This window comes from Mycobacterium sp. NBC_00419 (assembly GCF_036023875.1).
In the GTDB taxonomy this organism is placed as follows: Bacteria; Actinomycetota; Actinomycetes; order Mycobacteriales; family Mycobacteriaceae; genus Mycobacterium.
The window spans coordinates 3,609,323-3,630,323 of sequence record NZ_CP107931.1 but is presented as its reverse complement, the minus strand read 5'-3'; the positions used below and the strand labels follow the sequence as shown (position 1 = coordinate 3,630,323).

Genomic DNA, 21,001 nt, shown 5'->3' with positions numbered 1-21,001 from the left:
CCCGTTCTAGCCCGGCAGCGACGGGAAGTACGGGTTGGTGCCCTCGGGGCGGTCCAGCATCGGGCTGGGCCCCGAGCTGAACGTGGCGGTCGGGCCGACGACGAAGCCCACCTGGTCGTGTTGGTTGACGCACGCGACCACGCCGCCGCCGTCGACCCCGCAGCTGATGTCGCGGAAGCCCAGGCGGGTGTTCGGCGGCAGCGGCTTGACCGGACCTGCCAAAGCGAAGATCGGCCGGTCGGTCGTGGAGAAGCCCGGCTCACCGGAGGCACCGGCACTGACCAGGTTCGCACCGCCCGGCGCGCCCGGCAGCGGTCCGCTGCAGCCGTAGGTGGTGTTCTGCTTGTTGATCACGCACGTCACCCCGGGCGGGCCGGCGAAGGCATACCAGTTGCCGCCCATCACGGTGTAGTCCACCGGGCTGATCGGGGTGTAGACGTTGACGTTGGGAAGCACGGGCGCGGGGGCAGGCGTCGGATCGGCCGAGGCGCTACCCGCCAGACCGACCGCCGCGGAAACCCCCAGCACGCCGATCAGGATTCTGCTCAGCATCTGCCCACCCTATTCAGTCGCTTGCTTTGTTGCACTGTCGGTGTTCAGCGCCCTCGCGTTACCTCCGCGGCTGGGCCACCTTGCGCGGATGGGCCTGGAAAGCTAGTACCCGGCCATCTTCTCCAGCCGCGCGATCCGGTCCTGGATCGGCGGATGGGTGGAGAACAGCTTGCCGATCTTCTCCCCGGAGCGGAACGGGCTGGCGATCATCAGGTGCGCCTGGTCGGCCAGCTGCGGGTTCGGCGGCAGCGGCGCGGCTTCCACGCCACCGCTGATCTTGCGCAGCGCCGAGGCCAGCGACAGCGGGTCGCCGGACAGCTCGGCGCCGGACTCGTCGGCCTGGTACTCCCGCGAACGCGACACCGCCATTCGGATCACGGTCGCCGCGATCGGTCCCAGCAGTGAAACCAGCAGCAGAGCAAAGGGATTGGTGCCACCTTCGCGGTTACCGCCGAACATCCCGGCGAACATCGCCATGTTGGCCAGCGCGGTGACCACCGACGCCAGCGCACCGGCGACACACGAGATCAGGATGTCGCGGTTGTAGACATGTGAGAGTTCATGGCCGAGGACGGCCCGCAGTTCACGCTCGCTGAGCAGGTTCAGAATGCCGGTGGTGACGCACACCGCGGCGTTGCGCGGGTTGCGGCCGGTGGCGAACGCGTTGGGGTTGGCGGTGTCGCTGATGTAGAGCCGCGGCATCGGCTGATGCGCGGTGGTGGCCAGCTCACGCACCATGGCGTAGATCTGCGGAGCCTGCACCTCGGTGATCGGCTGGGCGTGCATCGCACGCAGCGCCAGCTTGTCGGAGTTGAAGTACACGTAGACGTTCATGCCGATCGCGAAGATCAGCGCCAGGAACATGATGTTGCGGCCGAACAGCGAGCCGAGGAAAACGATAAAGGCCGACATCCCGACGAGCAGAACGAACGTCTTGAGCCGGTTGGTGGTCGGATGCCAGGTCATCAGGTTTCCTCCTACGAACGCACTCTTCGGCAGACTAACGCCCCGCGTATGCCGCAAGGTTCCGCAGAGCAGTCAGCCGTGTCGGTTGATCGTGTAGTCAACAAGGGAGGCCAGCGCGCGCCGTCCCGGCACGTCGGGCAATCCCGCCAGCTCGGCCCCGGCCTGCTCGGCATACCGGGCCACGGTGGCCTTCGCTTTGGCCAGCCCGTCACCGGCGCGCAGCAGCCCCAGCGCCTCAGCCAGCTTGTCGTCGTCCTCGATCGGGCCCTTGAGTAGCTCCCGCAGCCGATCGGCGTCCGGGCCGGTCTCGTTCAGCGCATACAGCACCGGCAGGGTGTGCACGCCCTCGCGCAGGTCGGTGCCCGGCAGCTTGCCCGACTCGTCAGGATTGGAGTCGATGTCGATGATGTCGTCGGAGATCTGGAACGCGGTGCCGACGATGCCGCCCAGCCGGCTTAGCCGCTCGATCTGATCCTGGGTGGCCCCGGAGAACGTGCCGCCGAACTGGCCGGAGGCCGCGATCAGGCATGCGGTCTTTTCGTAGACGACCTTCAGGTAGTGGTCCACGGGGTCGATGTTGGTGGCCGCGCCCTTGGTCTCCCGCATCTGACCGGTGACCAGCTGGGCGAACGTTTCGGCGATGATGCGCACCGCGTCCGGGCCGAGCTGGCTGACCAGGCGGGAGGCCGTTGCGAACAGGTAGTCGCCGGCCAGGATCGCGATGTTGTTGCCCCACCGTGCGTTGGCGCTGGGCGCCCCGCGCCGGATCTGCGCCTCGTCCATCACGTCGTCGTGGTAGAGCGTGGCCAGGTGCACCATCTCGATGACCGCACCGGCCACGGTGACCTGCCAGGCGTCCGGCTCGGGCCCGATCTGGGCCGAGAGCACGGTAAACAGCGGGCGGAACCGCTTGCCGCCGGCCTCGAATAGGTGCAGAACGGCCTCGGTCATCAGCTCGTCACCGCCACGCAATTCGGTGCCCATGAGCTCTTCGACCCGGGCCACCCCGTCGCGAACGTTCTGGGCGAACTCCGGGTCGCCGAAGTCCACCCCCGCTACCACGGTCGCCGGTGTCCTCACCCTGCCAACATACTGGGAGTGTGGACAGGCACGCGGATGTGGTCATCGTCGGGGCAGGACCGGCAGGCTCTGCCGCGGCTGCCTGGGCCGCCCGCGCAGGCCGGGAGGTCCTCGTCGTCGACGCCGCCGAGTTCCCCCGCGACAAGGCGTGCGGCGACGGGCTGACCCCGCGCGCGATCCTCGAACTGCAGGGCCTGGGCCTGGGCGAGTGGCTCGACGGGCGCATCCGCCACCACGGACTGCGGCTGGCCGGGTTCGGCGCTTCCGTGGAAGTACCGTGGCCGGGTCCGTCGTTCCCGGGCTGGGGTTCGGCGGTGCCGCGCACCGAGCTCGACGACCGGATCCGCAAGGTCGCCGAGGACTCCGGGGCGGCGATGCTGCTCGGCGTGAAAGCCGTTGATGTGTCTAGGGATTCGCGCGGCGCGGTGGACGCTGTGGTGTTGGCCGACGGCTCGTCGGTGCGGTGCCGCTGGGTGATCGTGGCCGACGGTGCCCGCTCCCCGTTCGGACGGGTGCTGGGCCGACAGTGGCATCAGGAGACGGTGTACGGGGTGGCCGCGCGCGGATATGTGGCCTCGCCGCGGGCCTCGGAGCCGTGGATCTCCTCCGATCTGGAGCTGCGGTCGGTCGACGGGCAGGTGCTGCCCGGCTACGGCTGGATCTTCCCGCTGGGCAACGGCGAGGTGAACATCGGCGTCGGCGCGCTGGCCACCGCCAAACGACCTGCCGAGGTGGCCTTGCGGCCGTTGATCAAGCACTACACCGACCTCAAGCGGGAGTCCTGGGGTTTCCAGGGCCCGCCGCGGGCGGTGTCCTCGGCGCTGCTGCCGATGGGCGGGGCGGTCTCCGGGGTGGCCGGGCCCAACTGGATGCTGATCGGCGACGCCGCGGCCTGCGTGAACCCGCTCAACGGCGAGGGCATCGACTACGGGCTGGAGACCGGGCGGCTGGCCGCCGACATGCTCGGCGCCGCGGATGTCGCGACGGCCTGGCCGGCGCTGCTGCAGGACCACTACGGGCGGGGCTTCTCGGCGGCCCGACGACTTGGACTGCTGCTGACGCTGCCGCGCTTCCTGCCTGCGACGGGCCCGGTGGCGATGCGCTCGTCACGGCTGATGGGCCTGGCGGTGCGGGTGATGGGCAATCTGGTCACCGACGACGACGCCGACATGGTGGCCCGGGTGTGGCGGTCGACGGGCTTCGCGTCGCGAATCCTGGACCGACGCAAGCCGTTCAGTTGAGCCCGCCAGCCCCGAGCGTGCGCGAACTGCCCGCCACAACGGCGTGTCCGCGTACCGACACGCACCGTCGCGGGGCCCGCAGCGCGGATAAATGACAAATTTGACAAAACATCGCCCGGAGCGGGCCCGCGCTGCATAAACTCCGCCGCATGACTGACTATGACGCCATCATCGTGGGGGCTGGGCACAACGGTTTGACCGCGGCCGCGGTCCTTCAACAAGCGGGTCTGCGCACGCTGATCCTGGAGCAGAACACCTACAGCGGCGGCATGGCGGCCACCGTCGAGCTCATCGACGGGTTCCAGTTCGAGATCGCCGGCTCGATCCGCTTCCCCACCGCGGCGAAGATCAACTCCGAGCTCGGCCTGGACACGCTGCCGGTCCTCGAGAACGAGATCATGTCGGTCAACCTCGGCGAGAACGGCGAAGAGCCGATGGTCTTCCACCACGACCCCATGGTGATGATGACCCAGATGGCCGAGAAGCACGGCATGGAGGCCGTGATGGGCATGGCCGAGTTGTACGGCTGGGCCACCGGGCCACGAAAGGCATTGGGCCGCTTCGACGCTCTGGAAGCGCCGAAGACCATCGACGAGATGTACGCCTGCGCCGCCGACGAGAACGAGCGCCGCGCCATCCACGACATGCTGTTCGGCTCGGCGATGGACGTCATCGACCGCTACGTGCCAGACAAGGAGAAGCACGCCGTCATCCGCGGCATGCTGGCCTTCCTGGCGGTCAACTCCACCTACCGCGGGCCCTACACCCCGGGCAGCGCAACGTGTTTGGCGTTCGCCCTGGCCATGCCCGAAGAGGGCGGTCAGATGACCAGCAAGATCAAGGGCGGCATCGGCGCACTGTCCGACCACCTCAAGAAGCTCTACCTCGAGGCCGCCGGCGAGATCCGCTACCGCGCCAAGGTCGACAAGATCCTCGTCGAGAATGCCAAGGTCACCGGGGTTCGACTCAAGGACGGCACAACCATCACCGCACCCGTCGTCGTCTCCAACCTCGCACCCGACACCACGCTGCTGGATCTGGTTGGGGCCGAATACCTTCCGTCGTCACTGGTGACCCGCCTCGGCGGGCGTGACCACCGCGGCTCCTACCTGCAGATCCACTTCGCCCTCGACGGCCTGCCCGAGTACGCCGCACCGTACGACTTCCTCAACGAACCCGGCATGCAGATGTCGGTGGGCATGTTCGGCTCGCCGGAGACTCAGCAGCGACAGTGGGACAACTGCCGATTCGGCATCGTCCCGGACAACCCGGCGCTGTCGATCCAGATCCCGACCGTCGGCGACCCCGAGATGGCGCCGGAGGGTAAGCACGCGGCCAGCGTCTACGTCTACGCCTTCCCCACCGAGGCGCCGCGCGAGCAGCACGGTCACCTCAAGAACGAGATGGCCAAGGTCGTCATCGACAAGATCACCAAGTACGCGCCCAACTTCCAGGACATCGCGATCCGCAACATCACCTTCGCGCCGTACCACATGAACACCATGTTCGGTGCGCCCAACGGCGACTTCTGCCAGGGCCTGCTGCAGCCCGAGCTGATGGGGCCAAACCGGCCGGGGCCCAAGGGCTTTCTCGACGAGCCCATCCCGATCGAGGGCCTCTACCTCGGTGGTGCGGGCTGCCACGGCGGGCCGGGGATCACGTTCATCCCGGGCTACAACGCCGGCTATCAGGTGCTCGCCGACGCCGGCCGTTAGGGCTTGACGGCGGCGTGCAGGGCGACGATGCCGCCGGTGAGGTTGCGCCAGCGCACCTTCGACCAACCGGCCGCCTCAATGCGACGGGCCAGCTCGGCCTGATCGGGCCAGGCGCGAATGGACTCGGCCAGGTAGACGTAGGCCTCGGGATTGCTCGACACGGCGGTGGCCACCTTCGGCAACGCCCGCATCAGGTATTCCTTGTAGACGGTCGAGAACACCGGCACCACGGGGGTGGAGAACTCGCACACCACCAGCCGGCCACCCGGCTTGGTGACGCGGGCCATCTCGCGCAGCCCGGCGGAATGGTCGACGACATTGCGCAGGCCCAAGCTGATCGTCACCGCATCGAACACCTCGTCGGCGAACGGCAGCTTGGTGGCGTCGGCGCCCACCATGGGGACCGGCCGCTCCAGCCCCGCCTGCAGCATGCCGATAGAGAAGTCGGCGGCCACACACCACGCCCCGGACTTGGCCAGCTCGACCGTCGAAACCGCGGTACCGGCGGCGAGGTCCAGCACGGTGTCACCCGGCCCGATACTCAGCGCCGAGCGGGTGGCCCGCCGCCAGGCACGGTCCCGGCCCAGCGAGAGCACGGTGTTGGTGATGTCATAGCGGCGCGCCACAGCGTCGAACATCGACGCCACATCACGGGGATCCTTGTCCAGCGTCGCGCGGCTCACCGAAACGACGCTACCCGAGCGGGAATCCTGAGCCGCACCATGCGTTGGCTAAAACCATGAGCGAAAAAGTGTGGTTCATTACCGGCACATCCCGCGGCTTCGGCCGGGAATGGACGATCGCGGCCCTCGAACGCGGCGACAAGGTCGCCGCGACCGCCCGCAACACCGACACCCTGGCCGATCTGGTCGACACGTACGGCGACGCGATCCTGCCGATCGCGCTCGACGTCACCGACCGCGACGCCGACTTCGCCGCGGTCACAGCCGCCCACGACCACTTCGGCCGGCTCGACATCGTCGTCAACAATGCCGGCTACGGCCACTTCGGTTTCGTCGAGGAACTCAGCGAGGCCGACGCGCGCGACCAGATCGAGACGAACGTCTTCGGCGCGCTGTGGGTGACCCAGGCCGCGCTGCCGTTCCTGCGGGCCCAGGGCAGCGGCCACATCATCCAGGTGTCCTCGATCGGCGGGATCACCGCGTTTCCGCTCGTCGGCATCTACCACGCCTCGAAGTGGGCGCTGGAGGGCTTCTCCCAGTCGCTGGCCCAGGAAGTCGCACCGTTCGGCATCCAAGTCACGCTGATCGAACCCGGCGGGTTCGACACCGACTGGTCGGGACCGTCCTCGAAGCGTTCCGAGCCGCTGCCCGATTACGCCGAGCTGCACCAGCAGGTCGCCGAGGCGCGCGCGCAGCGCTGGGCCAAGCCCGGCAACCCGCAGGCCTCGGCCGCTGCCCTACTCAAGGTCGTCGACGCCGAGACCCCGCCGCTGCGGGTGTTCTTCGGGGAGTCGCCGCTGCAGGTCGCCAGGGCCGACTACGAAAGCCGGTTGGCCAACTGGGAGCAGTGGCAGCCTGTCGCCGTCGAGGCGCAGGGCTAGTTATATGGCGTGCGCGTCACGTGCAAGCAGCTGGAGCGCCCGCCGGGCCATGCGTTCACTGAGGTGAATCAGCCGATCCTCGTGGCCGGCAGGCATTGTGTATGCCAGCTTACGTAGTTCGACAGCAAACGATTGAAGTTCTTGGCGATAGGTCGCATCAGACATGAGATGCTGCCCCCGTCCATGGGAGGTTGAGTGGTGAGGTGCGGTCGGCTCCCGCGTCAATTTCCCCGATGTGCTCCAGTGTGCCCCGAATCACACTGAAAGGAAAGCCTTCTCGCAAATGTTCAGCTGACCGACAGCAACCGTTGGAAGAACTCGCGATAACTCTTCAACGCCTGGCGAAGATCCTCGGTGGAGGCCTCCTGCCCGCGAGACCACTGCTCCTCCAAGCGTTCCCGCGCCTGAGCAAACCCGGTGGTGAGTTGGTCGACGACCTCGGAAACCAACCCGTCCGCCTTCTGCACGCAGTCGCGCGGGTCGTCGACGAACGCCGCCTGAACCTCGTCCCACCGCGACCGCAGGCCGGAGAGGTCGACGCCGTGGAACAGCGATTCGCCGTCGTGGTGCGTCGCATCGGCGGCCACCGCGGAATGCTGGCCCGGTTCGGCCGACGGCTCGACCGGCGCGGCGGTCCGGGGCAGATCGGTGTGCTGCGGCTCAGGTGTTGTCATGCTTGCCTCTCCTTGGTGGACTCCTCGTCGGCGCCGAGGAGTTTGGTGAACAGCGCGCGGTAGTGAACGAAGGCCTCGCGCTGCTGCTCGGTCCCGACATCGCCGCGTTCCTGCGCCAGGTGAATGGCGTGCGCGCTGCGATAGTTCTCGACCACGTCGGGGTGGTCGACGGAGATGTCGGCGGCGCGCTGGTCGAACTCATCGACGGGATAGCCGCGTTCGCGCATCACGAGAGTGACCAGGCGATCGGCGTCGGCCACCGCGGCGGCGGGGTTGTCGATGAATCCGCTCTGCACCGCCTTCCAGTGCTCACCGAACTGCGCCTGCGCATCGGCAGGCAGCGCCACGATGTCGAGCTGCTTACGGTTGTGTTCGCGGGCCAGCAGCTCGTTTTCAGCGGCCTTCGGGTCGCCGGTCTGGCCGACCGCGCGGTGGTATTCGGGCCCATAGTGTTCTTTGAGCCTCGTGGTGCGGCGGCGCTCCGCGGTGGCGCGCGCTGCGACGACGATCGCCGCCAGCGCGATGACGGCCAGAACCGCGATCAGAATCCATCCCCAGTCGGGCATACGGCGACCTCCTCGTCTCGATGAGGCGCGGATACCCCGACGAGGTGTGCGCAAACGTCAATTTCCGTGCGGAACTATGCCGCCCGAATCCGACGCCGGGACCGGCCCTCGGCCTGCACGGCCTCGTAGTGGCCGAGCAGTTGATCGCAGATCGCCGGCCAGGTGCGGCCGAGCACGCTGCGCCGCGCGGCCTGTGCGTAGCGGGGGCGCTCGTCGAGCAGGTGCTCGACGGATTGGGTGAGCCGCTGCTCGAATTCGGGCACCGGCAACAGCAGCCCGGTGCGATATGGCGCGACGAGGTCGCGGGGTCCGCCCGCATCGGGCGCGATCACCGGCAGCCCGGAGGCCATCGCTTCCTGGACGGCCTGGCAGAACGTCTCGTGCTCGCCCGGGTGGACGAAGACGTCCATGCTGGCGTAGGCGGCGGCCAACTGCTCGCCGTAGAGCGCGCCGGTGAACACCGCGCGCGGCAGCAGGGCCGTCAGTTTGGCGCGGTCGATGCCGTCGCCGACGATCACCACCTGCAGGTCGTCGCGGTGGGCCAGGGCCGCCAGCCGTTCGACGTGCTTCTCCGGGGCCAGCCGTCCCACGAAGCCGACGATCGGTTTGCCCTGCGGCGACCACTCGCGGCGCAGTTCATTGTCGCGATTGGACGGCGCGAACCCGGTGACGTCGACGCCGCGACCCCAATGGTGTACGCGCGGAATATTATGTGCAGCAAGGTCTTCCATTGCCGCAGTGGACGGCGCCAGGGTGCGGTCGGCCCGGGAGTGCAGGTGCCGGGTCCACGCCCACGCCGCGCGGGAGGCGACGCCCACGCCGTAGCTCTCGGCGAACCCGGCGACGTCGGTCTGGAACACCGCGACCGTCGGCACCCCGAGATGACGCGCGGCGTGCAGACCGCCGTAGCCGAGCAGCGCCGGGGACGCCAGGTGCACGACGTGCGGATCGAAGCCGCGCAACACCCCGACCATCCGCGGCCGTGGCACCCCAAGCGGAAGTGAGGTCACCTTCGGGAACATCCGGGCCGGCACCCGGTGCACCCGAATCCCGTCGTGGATGCGGTCGGCGGGCTGTTCACCGCGCGGATTGTCCGGGGCGATGACGAGTGCTTCGTGCCCGGTACGGCGCAGATGCTCCAGCACCCGCAGCACCGAGTTGGTGACTCCGTTGACGTTGGGCAGGAAGGACTCGGCGACAATCGCAACGCGCACGCATCGAGGGTCTCAGCGGCGCCTGTCAGCGAGGTTGCCTCCAGGCATACGGGACACGAAAAGCTGGTGGGGCGGTACGGTGCGAGGCATGCGCTACCTGTCTGCGCTCATGCTGACACTCCTGCTGCTCACCGGCTGCACCAAGGCTGTCGCCGGTGTGGCACAAGTGGATCCGAACGGCCCGTCGACGGCGATCACCAAAGACGGGTTCGGCATCCTGGCCGGTGACCCGAATGCGCCGGTGCAGATCGAGCTCTACACCGAACCGCAATGCACCCACTGCGCAGATCTGCAGAAGGACTTCGGCGATCAGCTGGTCACCTACATGAACCTCGGCCGGCTCGCCGTCACCTACCGGCCATTGACGTTCCTGGACACCCCCGCTACCAAACGGCACTCCGAGCGGGTGGCCAATGCCCTGTTCGCTGTCGCGGGCCCCAAGACGTCGGCCAAAGCGTTCCAGAAATTCGTCGAGGACCTGTGGAGCCACCAGGATCCCGGCGGCACCGGACCGGGCAACGACGAGTTGGCCGAGATGGCGCGCGAGAGCGGGATCCCGTCCGAGGCCGTCGCGGTCGTCACGTCGGGCAAGGACGCGGTGAACCTGAAAGAGTTGGCGGACACCAACTTCGAGTACCTCTACGAGGTGGACCCGGTCAACACCGGCACTCCGACGGTGTATGACCTGACAAAGGGTGACACCGTCGACATCTACAACAACAACTGGCTGTCCAAGCTGATGTCGTCCTGACGGTTCACCCGGCGTTCCGCCACGACCAGGCCCGCCAGCAGCGCCGCACCGATCAGCCAGCCGACCACCGCGATCGAGCCGGCCGGGACGATCGCCAGCGAGGCGTTGCGGTATTGCACCCGAACGAGATCCGGGTCGTCCCTGTCGTACTCGACGTAGATGCGCATCCCCTCGGCCAGCTCCGACGGGTAGAGCACCCCGAGCTCGGGACGGTAGGTGATCCGGTCGGGGGTGACGAACTCGATCGTCGATCGCCGCGGCCCGGCCGAGAGCACCTCGGCCTGGGCGACTCCCATGTTGCGTTCGATCTGCCGGTCGTTGCGCCACGCCCCGGCCACCAGCAGGATCGACTGCAGACTGACCAGACCGATGACGATCCACACCGCACACTTGCTCCAGCGCAACACTTTCCGCCGGGGCGTGTCGGGAACATCGGGTGTGCGCCGGGGCAGCGCGGGTTCCAGCAGGGCTCGCAGCCTGCCGATCACAGTGCCGCCTTGATGGCGGCGTGCAGCTGCCGCAGCGAGGACCGGTCGGCCTTGACCTCCAAAACCCGCATCCCGTCGTGGCTTTCGGCAAGCGCAGCACCGAGTTCGTCGACCTCGATCTGGCGGGAGTCGACGTGGTAGGCCCGGCACAGCGCGCCGACGTCGACGTCGTGCGGGGTGCCGAAGATCCGCGAGGACACATCGGAGAACCGCGGGTCACCCTGTTCGAGCAGCTCGAAGATGCCGCCGCCGTTGTCGTTGGACACCACGATGGTGAGGTTGCGCGGCGTCGGCTCCGTCGGTCCGATCAACAGACCCGAGCTGTCGTGCACGAACGTCAGGTCACCGATGAGCGCCAGGGTGCGGCCCGGATGGGCCAGGGCGGCGCCGATGATCGTCGACACCGTGCCGTCGATGCCGGCCACGCCTCGGTTGGAGCGCACCTTGAGGTCCTCGGTGTTCAGCCCGACCAGTGCGGCGTCGCGCACCGGATTGGACGCACCCAGCACCACCTGGTCCCCCGGGCCCACCGCGTCGGCCAGGGCTGCGGCAACGTGCAGCCCGGTGGTCAGCGGATGGGCGGCCAGCTGCTCGCGGACCGCTGCCACCGCGTGCTCATTGGCCTGCGCGCAGCGGCGCAGCCAGTCCGGGTCCGGCTCACCGATCGTCTCGGCGCGGGTTCCGGTGGCCTGCGAGTTGCCCGACACGTCCGGCCAGCGCGGACCGGTAGTCAGGGCGAACACCGGAAGCGATGGGTCGGCCAGCAGGTTCGACACCGTCCGGTGCAGCGTCGGGCGGCCCAGCATGATGACCTGCTTGGGCCGCAGCAGCGGCAGGGCCAGCGGGTGCAGGGCGTTCGACGCGTGCGGGGCCGTCGGCTCGGCGACCGTCGGCAGATGCGCGAGATTAGGGTGCAGGCCCGCGCCGTGCCCGGCGATGACGACGGTGTCCGGGGTGAGGTCGATCTCCAGCGGCTGGTCGAACATCACCGGCGGGGTGTACGTCCACGGCCTGCCGTCGGGGCGGCCCGGCGGGAGGTCACCGGCGACGACGTTCTCGTCGGGCACCAGCGGCTCGCGCAGCGGGATGTCGAACTGCACCGGCCCCGCATTCGCGGTGCGCGCACCGGTCGCGGCGGCGACCACACGGCAGGTCGCCGACCGCCACTGCGCGTTGAGGGAGTCCAGTTTGTCCGAGGCACCTTCGGCCAGGCCCAGGCTGATCGCCGCACGGACCTGGGTACCGAAGTAGCCCAGCTGCTCGAAGGTCTGGTTGGCGCCGGTGCCCAGCAGTTCGTAGGGCCGGTTGGCGGTCAACAGGATCAGCGGCACGCGGGCGTAATTGGCCTCCACTACCGCGGGACCCATGTTGGCGACCGCCGTACCGGAGGTCATCGCCACACACACCGGCGCGCCCTCGCCGAGCGCGAGGCCGATCGCCAGGTAGCCGGCGGTGCGCTCGTCGATGCGTACGTGCAGACGAAGCCGGCCCGCACGGTCGGCGTCGTGCAGTGCGAAGGCCAGCGGCGCGTTACGTGAGCCGGGGCACAGCACGACGTCGCGGACGCCGCCGCGAATCAATTCGTCGACGACGACCCGAGCCTGAGCCGTCGATGGGTTCACCACTACAGCGTGTCATATCCGGAATTCGGACGGGAACGCCCAGGTCAGGTCAGGTCAGACGAGCGTGCCGGCGAAGAAGTCCAGCATCGCGCTGTTGACGGTGTCCGGGCGCTCCAGGAAGCCGAGGTGGCCGGTGTGCCCGATCTGGACGTAGCGGCCGTTGGGCAGGGCGTCGGCCACCTCACGGCCCAGCGCCGCCGGGGTGATCACGTCGTCGGCGAAACCGATCACGAGCACCGGCGTAGTGATCGACCGGTAGGCCGGCAGCCGGTTCTGGGTGGGCACCACCGTCAGCTGCGCCCGCCACCCCGGTGTGCGCTTGAGCGGGAACGCCGTGAACATCTCGTACCACTCGGTGATGGCGTTGTCGTTGTTGATCGTCTTGGGCGAAAAGTTCTCCAGCACACGAACTTTCGCGGCATACGCCGGTGGGAGGTCGATTCCGGAGTCGACCAGCGCGCTCTCGGCGGCGCGGAACGACTGCCGGGTGGTGTCGACGCGGCCACGGGTGCCCATCAGCACGGCCTGACTGACCAGTTCCGGGCGGGCCAGCATCAGCTCCTGGGCGATGAAGGCGCCCATCGACATCGCCACGATGCGGGTGGGTCCGCCCACGACTTCCTCGATGATCGTCGCGGTGTCGGCGATCATCTGCTCGGTGGAGAAGTCGCCGGCATTCTCGGTGGCGCCGATACCGCGGTTGTCGAAGGTGATGCAGCGGTAACCGGCGGACTGGAAGGCAGGGACCTGGTAGACGTGCCAGGTGCGGCCCGCGCCGCCGGTTCCAGCGATGAACAACACTGGATCGCCGGAGCCGGTGTCGTCGTAGGCCAGGTTGATCACCTGGCAGAGGCTACGCGACCCTTCCTGCGCTTATCGCGGGCCGTCTGCAACGCCGCCCGCCACAGCAGCCGCACGGACTGGGTGAGCTGATGGCCGGCAACGGTCTCCTTGGACAGCATCGCGGTGGCCGACGCCTTGGTGGCGGCTGAGGCTTTGGAGACGTGACCGGAGTCGAAGGGCGGATGCGGGTCGTACTCGATGACGAGCTGGATCGCCTTGGCGCGCGCCTCACCGCCGAGTTGCCCGGCGAGCCACAGACCCAGATCGATGCCGGCCGACACTCCGGCGGCGGTGACGATCTGGCCTTCCCGCACGATCCGCTCGTCGCTGACCGGGGTGACGCCGAAGGTGCGCAGCATCGGCACGACCATCCAATGCGACGTCGCGCGTTTGCCGTCGAGCACTCCGGCGGCCGCCAGGATCAGCGACCCCGAGCAGACCGACGTTGTCCAGCTGGCGGTTTCGTGCGCGCGGCGCACCCAGTCGAGCACCTTCGGGTCCTGGGCGTGTTCGAAGGTCGACATCCCGCCGGGCACCAAAACGATGTCCGGGGAGGGTGTTTCGTCGAAGGAGTGGGTGGCGCCGACGACAAGCACTCCTGAGTCGGCGGCAATCGGGCCCGGTTCGTGCCACACGAAGCGCACCTCGGTGTCAGGAAGGTTGCGCAACACCTCGTAGGGTCCGATGAAGTCGAGCGCGGTGAAACCCGGGTACAGCACGATGGCGATCTGGGTCATGGGTTCTCCTTTATGCAAACGTTTTGCGGTAGTGGTCCGGCGAGACGCCGATGCGGCGAATGAAGTTGCGGCGCATGGTTTCCGCGGTTCCGAACCCGCAGCGGGCCGCGATGGCGACGACGGTGTCGTCGGTCTCCTCCAACTGCCTGCGGGCGGCTTCGGTGCGGACCCGTTCGACGTAGGCACCCGGAGCCTCGCCGACCTCGTCGGTGAAGACCCGGGTGAAGTGCCGCGGACTCATCGCCGCACGCCGCGCCAACTCGGTAATGCTGTGTGCGGCGCCGGGTTCGGATTCGACGATCTCCTGCACCTCGCGGATCGGTACCCGCTTGGCGCGCGGCATCCACACCGGTGCGGCGAACTGGGTCTGGCCGCCCGGCCTGCGCAGGTAAAGCACCAGCCAGCGGGCGACGGTCTGGGCGACCTCGGTGCCGTGGTCCTCCTCGACGAGCGCGAGCGCGAGGTCGATGCCGGCGGTCACCCCGGCCGCCGTCCACACCGTCGGGGTGCTGCGCACGAAGATCGGCTCGGGGTCGACGGTGACGGCCGGGAACTCACTGGCCAGCCGGTCGGCGAAGGCCCAGTGCGTGGTGGCGCGGTGGCCGTCGAGCAGGCCGGCCTGTGCGGCCAGGAAGGCGCCGGTGCACACGCTGACGACGCGGCGGGAGTTCGCGACGGCCCGCTCGATCCAGGCCATGGTGTCCGGGTCGGCCCGGGCGGCGTCGACGCCACCACCGCCGGGAAGCACCAGGGTGTCGATGTCTGCGGGGTGCGGCATCGCCTCGGCGACGAACGCCAGACCCGTCGGTGTGGCGACGGGTTCCCCGGTCCGCGAGACCACGCTGACGCGGTAGCCGCCTTCGGTGAGCAGAGCCGCGCCGGTGAACACGTCGTGCGGCCCGACCAGGTCCAGCGCCTGAACGCCGGGGAAGCCGAGAATCACCACCGATCGCGTCATGACTTTCAGTGTTCGCCCTCGATGCGATGGCGTCTACGCCATGTATCCCACACATCAGGACAGATCCGGCGGCGCGGGTGGCGCCGGCGGCACTCCCCTAGCCCGCGCACTCGATTCGTCTGCGCAGCGTTCGGCGGGACCGCCAGGACAGCAGCGACCAGGAGTTGAGCACCTCGAACTGGGCCATCGACAGTGCCGTCGGCGTGCCGATGGCGCTGCGGGCACCGACCAGTACCAGTCCCCGCAACAACGGGACGTCCGCCGCAGTCCAGCGCGACGTCGCCAAAAGCAGTTGTGTCGCAAGGCGATTCACTGGCAAAGCTTGCGCGCCGGGGCCGGTGAACCAGAACACCACGCCGTGGCGGCTGCTCAGCGACTCCCAGCGCGACCCGCTCACCGTGGCCGCGACCAGTTCACGGGGAACCATGCCAACGCAGCCGTCAGTGCTCACCTTCACCGCGGCGGGCCCGGTCGGCCGGATCAGCGAGGCCATCGTCACCGACAGCACCCTTTTCCTCATGGCCGAACCTCCGATACACGCGTGGGCTCAGTATGGCGCGCGGCGGACCGCGGTGGGGTAACGAATCCATGACCGCGAGATCGACGTTTTGGCGCGATCTACTCGTAGCTTCCCGCCCGTTTGTCGGTTTGGGCGAGGGTGAGCAGGGGGTGGCAGTCGCGGATGCGGGCGATCCACCAGTCGCGGCGGTCGGCGGGGGCGGCGAGCGCAGCGAGCCGGGCCGGGTCGGGGCTGACGTCGACGACGGGAAGCCCGCCGTCCACCGGGACGATGTCGGCGACATCCTCGACGAACAGCCCGCCGGTGCCCAGGCCGCAGGCGTGTTCGAGGCGCGGCAGTGCCGCCGCTGCGGCCAGTCCGGCCGCGATGCCGACGGCCGAATCCAAAGCACTGGAGACCACCACCGGGATGTCGATCTCGGCGGCGATGTCCAGCAGCGCGCGGACCCCGCCCAGCGGTGCGACCTTGACCACCGCGATGTCGGCAGCCCGGGCGCGCACCACCGCCAGCGGGTCGGACGCCTTGCGGATGCTCTCGTCGGCAGCGATCGCGACGGCCACCCGCCGTCGCACCTCGGCCAGCTCGGCCACGGTGCGGCAGGGCTGCTCGATGTACTCCAGCCCACCGTCGACAGTCAATGCGCGCGCCGCCGCGACCGCCTCGTCGACCGTCCACCCGCCGTTGGCGTCCACCCGCACCGTCGGGATCACCGCACGCACCGCATTGACCCGCGCGACGTCGTCGGCCAGCGTCTGCCCCGGTTCGGCGACCTTCACCTTGGCGGTGCGCGCTCCCGGGAACCGTGCCAGGACGGCGGGCACCTGATCGGGCGGCACCGCGGGCACCGTCGCATTGATCGCGATGACGTCGCGGACCGCGGGAACCTTGGCCCCGTAAGCGGATTCGATGCCCGCCGCGAGCCAGAAAGCTGCCTCCGGTGGCTCATACTCCAGGAACGCGCCGAACTCCCCCCACCCCGAGGGGCCGTCGATGAGCGCCACCTCGCGAACGGTGATGCCGCGGAAGCGCACCTGCATCGGCAGCGAGACGACGTGCAGGCGCTCCAGTAGATCCTCGAGCGGCGGCGTCATCAGATGGCGCGGTCGCGGTTCTCCCAGTACGGCTTGCGCAGATCCCTCTTGAGCAGCTTGCCGGTGGGGTTGCGCGGCAACTCCGGGGAGATCTCCACACTGCGCGGGCACTTGTAGCGCGCCAGATGCTCACGGCACCACGCGATCAGCTCCTCCTCGGAAGTGCTTTGGCCAGAGGACAATTCGACGACTGCCTTGACCGACTCGCCCCATTTCTCATCGGGGACGCCGAACACGGCTGCATCCAGTACCGCCGGGTGGTCGGTGAGCACCCGCTCCACCTCGACGGAGTAGATGTTCTCGCCGCCGGAGATGATCATGTCCTTGAGGCGGTCTTCGACGAAGACGAACCCGTCTGCGTCGACGCGGCCGATGTCACCCGAGCGGAACCAGCCGTCCTCGGTGACCGCGGACGCGGTGGCGTCCGGCTTGTTGTGATAGCGCAGCATCAACTGCGGTGTGCGGAACCACAGTTCGCCGGGCTGGCCGATCGGCACCTCGTCAAGAGTGTCGGGGTCGACCACGCGCACCTCGACCTCACGGGCCGGCTGTCCGGCGCTGACCAGGCGATCCGGCCGTGACTCGTCGCGGTGGACCTCCGGTGAGAGCTGGGTGATGGCACCGCACACCTCGGTCAACCCGTACACCTGGATGAAATCGGTTTCCGGCCAAGCCTTCAGCGCGGATTTCAGCAACGCGGGCGGCATCGGCGATGCCCCGTAGACGAAGGTCTTCAGCGCGCCGAACAACTTGACCGCGTCCTCGCCGGACTCAAGGACCTTGCCCAGCACCGCCGGTACCAGGAAGGTGCGATTGGCGCCCTGCAGGATCGCCCCGGCCAGCGCCGCCCCGTCGGCTTCCCGGGTGATGATGGTCGGGATACCGGCGTGGATGCCGTACTGCACATACGACGATCCGCCGACGTGGAACAGCGGCATGGCTACCATGTTCTTGTCGGTGGGCCCGAACTCGAAGGTGCCGGCATTCAACGTGTGCGCCAAGAGGTTTCGCTGACTGAGCGTGACACCCTTGGGGTGCCCGGTGGTACCCGAGGAGTACATGATCAGGCAGGCGTCGTCGGGCTGCACATCGTGCTGACGCCCCACGGGCGTGGCCGCGTTGAGCATGGACTCGTACTGGTCGCCCTGGTCGCCCTCGGGGGTGACCTCGATGACGCTGTCGACGTGAACCAGCTTGTCGCGGATCTTGTCGATGCCCGGGATCAGTTCGGTGCCGACGACGAGAAGCTTGGCACCGCAGTCGTTGAGGACGTAGTCCATCTCCTCACCGGCCAGCCGGAAGTTGATGACCGCGGTGGCCGCGCCCAGCGAGGATGCCGCGATCGTCACCTCGACGCAGGCCGGGTGGTTCTTGTCCAGGAATGCGACCACGTCGCCGCGGCCGATACCGCGATCCTTGAGTGCGCCTGCGCATCGGCGGATCCGGTCATACCACTGCGCCCAGGTCCAGCTGCGGCTCAGATACGCGACGGCTTCGTTGTCGGGTGTGTGCTCGGCCCAGTACGCCGGCCGGTCGTCGAGAAAGCGCGGTTCGGGAGGCTGCTGCATACCGGACAGGGTGCCATGCGCGACAAATGTGGGTCTGCAGCTTGCAGATATCGGCCGCGGGCTTAGGCCGCGCAGGGCGAAGTAAGACAGCCCTTCCTTACGATCTGGAACACGTTCTAGTCTGGAGCCATGAGTGACCTGCTGCGCCATCCCCTGCATTCCGGCCATCTGACCGTCGGCGCGCTCAAGCGCAACAAGCACAAGCCGGTGCTGTTCCTGGGCGACACCACGCTGACCGGTGGCCAGCTGGCGGACCGGATCAGCCAGTACATCCAGGCCTTCGAGGCCCTCGGCGCCGGGACCGGCGCGACGGCCGGGCTGCTGTCGCTGAACCGGCCCGAGGTGCTGATGATCATCGGCGCCGGCCAGACCCAGGGCTACCGGCGGGTGGCACTACACCCTCTAGGCTCGCTCGACGATCACGCGTACGTGCTCAACGATGCGGGCGTGACGTCGCTGATCATCGACCCCAACCCGATGTTCGTCGAGCGGGCGCTGGGCCTGTTGGAGAAGGTGCCCGGCCTCAAACAGGTGCTCACGCTCGGCCCGGTGCCCGACGCGCTGGCCGATTCGGCGGTCGACCTGATCGCCGAAGCCGCCAAGTACTCCCCGAAGCCGTTGGTGGCAGCCGACCTGCCGCCCGATCACGTCGGCGGCATGGCCTACACCGGCGGAACCACCGGTAAGCCCAAGGGTGTGCTGGGCACCGCCCAGTCGATCACCACGATGACGACGGTTCAGCTCGCCGAGTGGGAGTGGCCGGAGAACCCGCGCTTTCTGATGTGCACCCCGCTGTCGCATGCCGGTGCGGCGTTCTTCGTACCGACCATCATCAAGGGCGGCGAACTGGTGGTGCTGACCAAGTTCGACCCGGCCGAGGTGCTGCGGGTGATCGAGGAGCAGAAGATCACCGCCACCATGCTGGTGCCGTCGATGATCTACGCGCTGATGGACCATCCGGACTCGCACACCCGTGACCTGTCGTCGCTGGAGACGGTGTACTACGGCGCCTCGGCGATGAACCCGGTGCGCCTGGCCGAGGCGATCCGCCGCTTCGGACCGATCTTCGCCCAGTACTACGGGCAGTCCGAGGCGCCGATGGTGATCACGTATCTGGCCAAGGCCGACCACGACGAGAAGCGGCTGACCTCCTGCGGGCGGCCCACCCTGTTCGCGCGCACCGCCTTGCTCGACGCCGACGGCAATGAAGTGGCCCAGGGTGAAGTCGGTGAGATCTGCGTGTCCGGGCCGCTGCTGAGCGGCGGGTACTGGAACCTGCCCGAGGAGACGGCCAAGACCTTCTCCGGCGGCTGGCTGCACACCGGGGACATGGCCCGCGAGGACGAGGACGGCTTCTGGTTCATCGTCGACCGGGTCAAGGACATGATCGTCACCGGCGGGTTCAACGTGTTCCCCCGCGAGGTCGAGGACGTCGTGGCCGAGCATCCCGCGGTGGCGCAGGTCTGCGTGATCGGCACCCCCGACGAGAAGTGGGGCGAGGCCGTCACCGCGGTGATCGTGCTGCGCCCGGATCATCCGTCCGACGAGGCGTCGGTGGCCACCTTGACCGAGGAGATCCAGTCCGCCGTCAAGGAGCGCAAGGGCTCGGTGCAGTCACCCAAGCAAGTGATCGTCGTCGACTCGGTACCGGTGACCGCGCTGGGCAAGCCGGACAAGAAGGCCGTGCGCGCACAGTTCTGGGAAGGCGCCGACCGCGCGATCGGCTGATCCGCTACGGCTTAGGGGGTATCGCCCGCGAGATCAGCTCACTGATCGCGGTTGCTGGCTCGGTGAGATCCGGGGCGAGCATCAGGTTGCTGAGCACGACGATGACGGTGCCGTCGGACTCGCGTCGGGCTGCTTGGCTCATGAAGCCGCTGATCTCGCCGTTGTGCCCGACGAGGCCGTTGATGTTGACGACGCCGAGTCCGTATTTCGCGTGCGGATCCCCGGTCGGGTACCACGTGAGTCGTTGCGCCTGGATGTCTGCGTCGAGCAGCTCGCCGGTGGCCAACGCACGCGCCCACACCACCAAGTCGTCGACGGTGCAGATGGCCTGCCCGGCACCGGCTGCCCATGACGGGTTGAAGTCGGTAACGTCCACCAGCGCCGGCAACGGCGCGGGCGGAGTCGGCGGCCGGTCCCACGTCGTGCTCAGCATGTAGCCACGCGAGCTCGGTGCGGGAATCGTGGTGTCGGTGGCGGCCGGGAACGAACACCCGGTCATGCCCAGCGGAGTGAAGATGCGATCGGTGATGAGCCGTCCCAACGGCGCTCCGGTGACCTGCTCGGCGATCATTCCCAGTATCACGTAGTTGGTGTTCGAGTAGTACCAGCTACTGCCGGCCGGGAACATGGGGGGCTCGTCGGCGATGAGGCCGACCAGCTCCGCGGGTGACCAAACCCGTTGTGGCGCAACGGCCAGCGCGTTGAGGAACGCGTCGGTGGTGTAGTCGGCGATTCCGCTTGTCAGCTGCAGGGCCTGACGGATCGTCGCCCGATTCGTCTGCACGCCGGGGAAATACGGTGCTAGCGGATCATCGAGGCGCAGCCGGCCCTCCTGCGCCAGCTGCAGGATCACCGTTGCGGTCAGCGATTTGGTGATGCTGCCGATTCGCACATGGTCGGCGACGTCCATGGGAGTCCGGGTCGCGACATCGGAAACCCCCAGCGCCGCTTGCCAGGACGCCCCGTCCGGGGTGTGCACCGAGACGATCAGCCCTGGGATCCCCATCGCCGTCATCTGCTCGGTGACCAGCGGCAGCAACCTGGCTTGCAATGCCGACGACTGGGGGTCGGCGGCCGCCGAGCCTGGCGAGGTCAGCGCAAACGCCAGCGTCGAGGCGAGAAC

General features: G+C 68.3%; 21 protein-coding genes. 5 read left to right on the top strand and 16 right to left on the bottom strand.

Features of this window, described 5'->3' with window-relative positions; all coding sequences use genetic code 11:
• Positions 1-6: 6 nt before the first annotated feature.
• From OG976_RS17325 to grcC1, 3 genes are all read right to left on the bottom strand, one after another.
• Entirely contained in the window at positions 7-552 is a 546-nt protein-coding gene (locus tag OG976_RS17325) for a hypothetical protein (RefSeq protein ID WP_328351172.1), read from the bottom strand.
• 102 nt (positions 553-654) lie between these two features.
• The gene (gene htpX / locus OG976_RS17320; RefSeq protein ID WP_328351170.1) at positions 655-1,518 is read right to left on the bottom strand and encodes a zinc metalloprotease HtpX; all 864 of its coding nucleotides are present in this window, start codon (positions 1,516-1,518) and stop codon (positions 655-657) included.
• A gap of 72 nt (positions 1,519-1,590) precedes the next feature.
• Complete coding sequence (grcC1, locus tag OG976_RS17315; protein WP_328351168.1) at positions 1,591-2,598, bottom strand: nonaprenyl/(2E,6E)-farnesyl/geranylgeranyl diphosphat synthase; 1,008 nt, start codon at positions 2,596-2,598, stop codon at positions 1,591-1,593.
• A 20-nt stretch (positions 2,599-2,618) separates the two neighbouring features.
• Between grcC1 and menJ the strand changes: the two genes are divergently transcribed.
• Both menJ and OG976_RS17305 read left to right on the top strand, forming a co-directional pair.
• Complete coding sequence (menJ, locus tag OG976_RS17310; protein WP_328351166.1) at positions 2,619-3,839, top strand: menaquinone reductase; 1,221 nt, start codon at positions 2,619-2,621, stop codon at positions 3,837-3,839.
• Between the two features lie 131 nt (positions 3,840-3,970).
• Positions 3,971-5,554 (top strand): phytoene desaturase family protein, encoded by a 1,584-nt coding sequence (locus tag OG976_RS17305; protein WP_328363687.1) that lies wholly within the window; start codon positions 3,971-3,973, stop codon positions 5,552-5,554.
• On the opposite strand, the gene OG976_RS17300 is transcribed toward OG976_RS17305, so the two are convergent.
• Positions 5,551-6,237 carry a demethylmenaquinone methyltransferase gene (locus OG976_RS17300; protein ID WP_328351164.1) on the bottom strand — a complete coding sequence of 229 codons (687 nt, stop codon included), beginning with the start codon at positions 6,235-6,237 and terminating at the stop codon, positions 5,551-5,553. The genes OG976_RS17305 and OG976_RS17300 overlap by 4 nt on opposite strands.
• 56 nt (positions 6,238-6,293) lie before the next feature.
• On the opposite strand from OG976_RS17300, the gene OG976_RS17295 reads away from it, so the two are divergent.
• A complete protein-coding gene (locus OG976_RS17295; RefSeq protein ID WP_328351162.1) occupies positions 6,294-7,118 on the top strand; it encodes an SDR family oxidoreductase in 825 nt (274 codons plus the stop codon).
• Between the two features lie 287 nt (positions 7,119-7,405).
• On the opposite strand, the gene OG976_RS17290 is transcribed toward OG976_RS17295, so the two are convergent.
• The 3 genes from OG976_RS17290 to OG976_RS17280 all read right to left on the bottom strand — a co-directional run bounded on the left by OG976_RS17290 (position 7,406) and on the right by OG976_RS17280 (position 9,572).
• Positions 7,406-7,792 carry a hypothetical protein gene (locus OG976_RS17290; RefSeq protein ID WP_328351160.1) on the bottom strand — a complete coding sequence of 129 codons (387 nt, stop codon included), beginning with the start codon at positions 7,790-7,792 and terminating at the stop codon, positions 7,406-7,408.
• A complete protein-coding gene (locus OG976_RS17285; protein WP_328351158.1) occupies positions 7,789-8,358 on the bottom strand; it encodes a hypothetical protein in 570 nt (189 codons plus the stop codon). Before OG976_RS17285 ends, OG976_RS17290 begins: the two co-directional genes overlap by 4 nt.
• A 74-nt stretch (positions 8,359-8,432) precedes the next feature.
• Positions 8,433-9,572 carry a glycosyltransferase family 4 protein gene (locus OG976_RS17280; protein WP_328351155.1) on the bottom strand — a complete coding sequence of 380 codons (1,140 nt, stop codon included), beginning with the start codon at positions 9,570-9,572 and terminating at the stop codon, positions 8,433-8,435.
• An 88-nt stretch (positions 9,573-9,660) separates the two neighbouring features.
• Between OG976_RS17280 and OG976_RS17275 the strand changes: the two genes are divergently transcribed.
• Positions 9,661-10,323: a DsbA family protein gene (locus OG976_RS17275; RefSeq protein WP_328351152.1), complete on the top strand. Its 663-nt coding sequence runs from the start codon at positions 9,661-9,663 to the stop codon at positions 10,321-10,323.
• On the opposite strand, the gene OG976_RS17270 is transcribed toward OG976_RS17275, so the two are convergent.
• From OG976_RS17270 to OG976_RS17235, 8 genes are all read right to left on the bottom strand, one after another.
• On the bottom strand, positions 10,284-10,808 hold the full coding sequence (locus OG976_RS17270) for a DUF3592 domain-containing protein (protein ID WP_328363684.1): 525 nt from the start codon (positions 10,806-10,808) through the stop codon (positions 10,284-10,286). The two genes, OG976_RS17275 and OG976_RS17270, sit on opposite strands and share 40 nt — an antisense overlap.
• The gene (gene menD / locus OG976_RS17265) at positions 10,808-12,433 is read right to left on the bottom strand and encodes a 2-succinyl-5-enolpyruvyl-6-hydroxy-3-cyclohexene-1-carboxylic-acid synthase (protein ID WP_328351149.1); all 1,626 of its coding nucleotides are present in this window, start codon (positions 12,431-12,433) and stop codon (positions 10,808-10,810) included. Before menD ends, OG976_RS17270 begins: the two co-directional genes overlap by 1 nt.
• A gap of 54 nt (positions 12,434-12,487) precedes the next feature.
• Positions 12,488-13,276 carry an alpha/beta fold hydrolase gene (locus OG976_RS17260; protein ID WP_328351146.1) on the bottom strand — a complete coding sequence of 263 codons (789 nt, stop codon included), beginning with the start codon at positions 13,274-13,276 and terminating at the stop codon, positions 12,488-12,490.
• Positions 13,273-14,013 carry a DJ-1/PfpI family protein gene (locus OG976_RS17255; protein ID WP_328351143.1) on the bottom strand — a complete coding sequence of 247 codons (741 nt, stop codon included), beginning with the start codon at positions 14,011-14,013 and terminating at the stop codon, positions 13,273-13,275. Before OG976_RS17255 ends, OG976_RS17260 begins: the two co-directional genes overlap by 4 nt.
• Before the next feature lie 10 nt (positions 14,014-14,023).
• Positions 14,024-14,971 (bottom strand): GlxA family transcriptional regulator, encoded by a 948-nt coding sequence (locus tag OG976_RS17250; RefSeq protein WP_328351140.1) that lies wholly within the window; start codon positions 14,969-14,971, stop codon positions 14,024-14,026.
• A gap of 97 nt (positions 14,972-15,068) precedes the next feature.
• Positions 15,069-15,491: a hypothetical protein gene (locus OG976_RS17245; RefSeq protein ID WP_328351137.1), complete on the bottom strand. Its 423-nt coding sequence runs from the start codon at positions 15,489-15,491 to the stop codon at positions 15,069-15,071.
• A 98-nt stretch (positions 15,492-15,589) separates the two neighbouring features.
• Positions 15,590-16,582: an o-succinylbenzoate synthase gene (locus OG976_RS17240; protein ID WP_328351134.1), complete on the bottom strand. Its 993-nt coding sequence runs from the start codon at positions 16,580-16,582 to the stop codon at positions 15,590-15,592.
• Positions 16,582-18,150, bottom strand: coding sequence for a long-chain-fatty-acid--CoA ligase (locus OG976_RS17235; RefSeq protein ID WP_328351131.1), 1,569 nt, complete (start codon positions 18,148-18,150; stop codon positions 16,582-16,584). Before OG976_RS17235 ends, OG976_RS17240 begins: the two co-directional genes overlap by 1 nt.
• 129 nt (positions 18,151-18,279) lie before the next feature.
• Between OG976_RS17235 and fadD8 the strand changes: the two genes are divergently transcribed.
• Positions 18,280-19,878, top strand: coding sequence for a fatty-acid--CoA ligase FadD8 (fadD8, locus tag OG976_RS17230; RefSeq protein ID WP_328351129.1), 1,599 nt, complete (start codon positions 18,280-18,282; stop codon positions 19,876-19,878).
• 4 nt (positions 19,879-19,882) lie between these two features.
• Here the strand turns inward: fadD8 and OG976_RS17225 are convergent, their stop codons facing one another.
• The gene (locus OG976_RS17225) at positions 19,883-20,929 is read right to left on the bottom strand and encodes a serine hydrolase domain-containing protein (RefSeq protein ID WP_328351126.1); all 1,047 of its coding nucleotides are present in this window, start codon (positions 20,927-20,929) and stop codon (positions 19,883-19,885) included.
• Positions 20,930-21,001: the final 72 nt, after the last annotated feature.

Bases quoted from the DNA above. Each gene is read 5' to 3' on its own strand.
- OG976_RS17255 (WP_328351143.1), bottom strand. From the start codon at position 14,013: ATGACCCAGATCGCCATCGTGCTGTACCCGGGTTTCACCGCGCTCGAC.
- OG976_RS17290 (WP_328351160.1), bottom strand. From the start codon at position 7,792: ATGACAACACCTGAGCCGCAGCACACCGATCTGCCCCGGACCGCCGCG.
- htpX (WP_328351170.1), bottom strand. From the start codon at position 1,518: ATGACCTGGCATCCGACCACCAACCGGCTCAAGACGTTCGTTCTGCTC.
- fadD8 (WP_328351129.1), top strand. From the start codon at position 18,280: ATGAGTGACCTGCTGCGCCATCCCCTGCATTCCGGCCATCTGACCGTC.
- OG976_RS17250 (WP_328351140.1), bottom strand. From the start codon at position 14,971: ATGACGCGATCGGTGGTGATTCTCGGCTTCCCCGGCGTTCAGGCGCTG.
- OG976_RS17245 (WP_328351137.1), bottom strand. From the start codon at position 15,491: ATGAGGAAAAGGGTGCTGTCGGTGACGATGGCCTCGCTGATCCGGCCG.
- OG976_RS17285 (WP_328351158.1), bottom strand. From the start codon at position 8,358: ATGCCCGACTGGGGATGGATTCTGATCGCGGTTCTGGCCGTCATCGCG.
- OG976_RS17325 (WP_328351172.1), bottom strand. From the start codon at position 552: ATGCTGAGCAGAATCCTGATCGGCGTGCTGGGGGTTTCCGCGGCGGTC.
- OG976_RS17275 (WP_328351152.1), top strand. From the start codon at position 9,661: ATGCGCTACCTGTCTGCGCTCATGCTGACACTCCTGCTGCTCACCGGC.
- OG976_RS17295 (WP_328351162.1), top strand. From the start codon at position 6,294: ATGAGCGAAAAAGTGTGGTTCATTACCGGCACATCCCGCGGCTTCGGC.
- OG976_RS17235 (WP_328351131.1), bottom strand. From the start codon at position 18,150: ATGCAGCAGCCTCCCGAACCGCGCTTTCTCGACGACCGGCCGGCGTAC.
- OG976_RS17240 (WP_328351134.1), bottom strand. From the start codon at position 16,582: ATGACGCCGCCGCTCGAGGATCTACTGGAGCGCCTGCACGTCGTCTCG.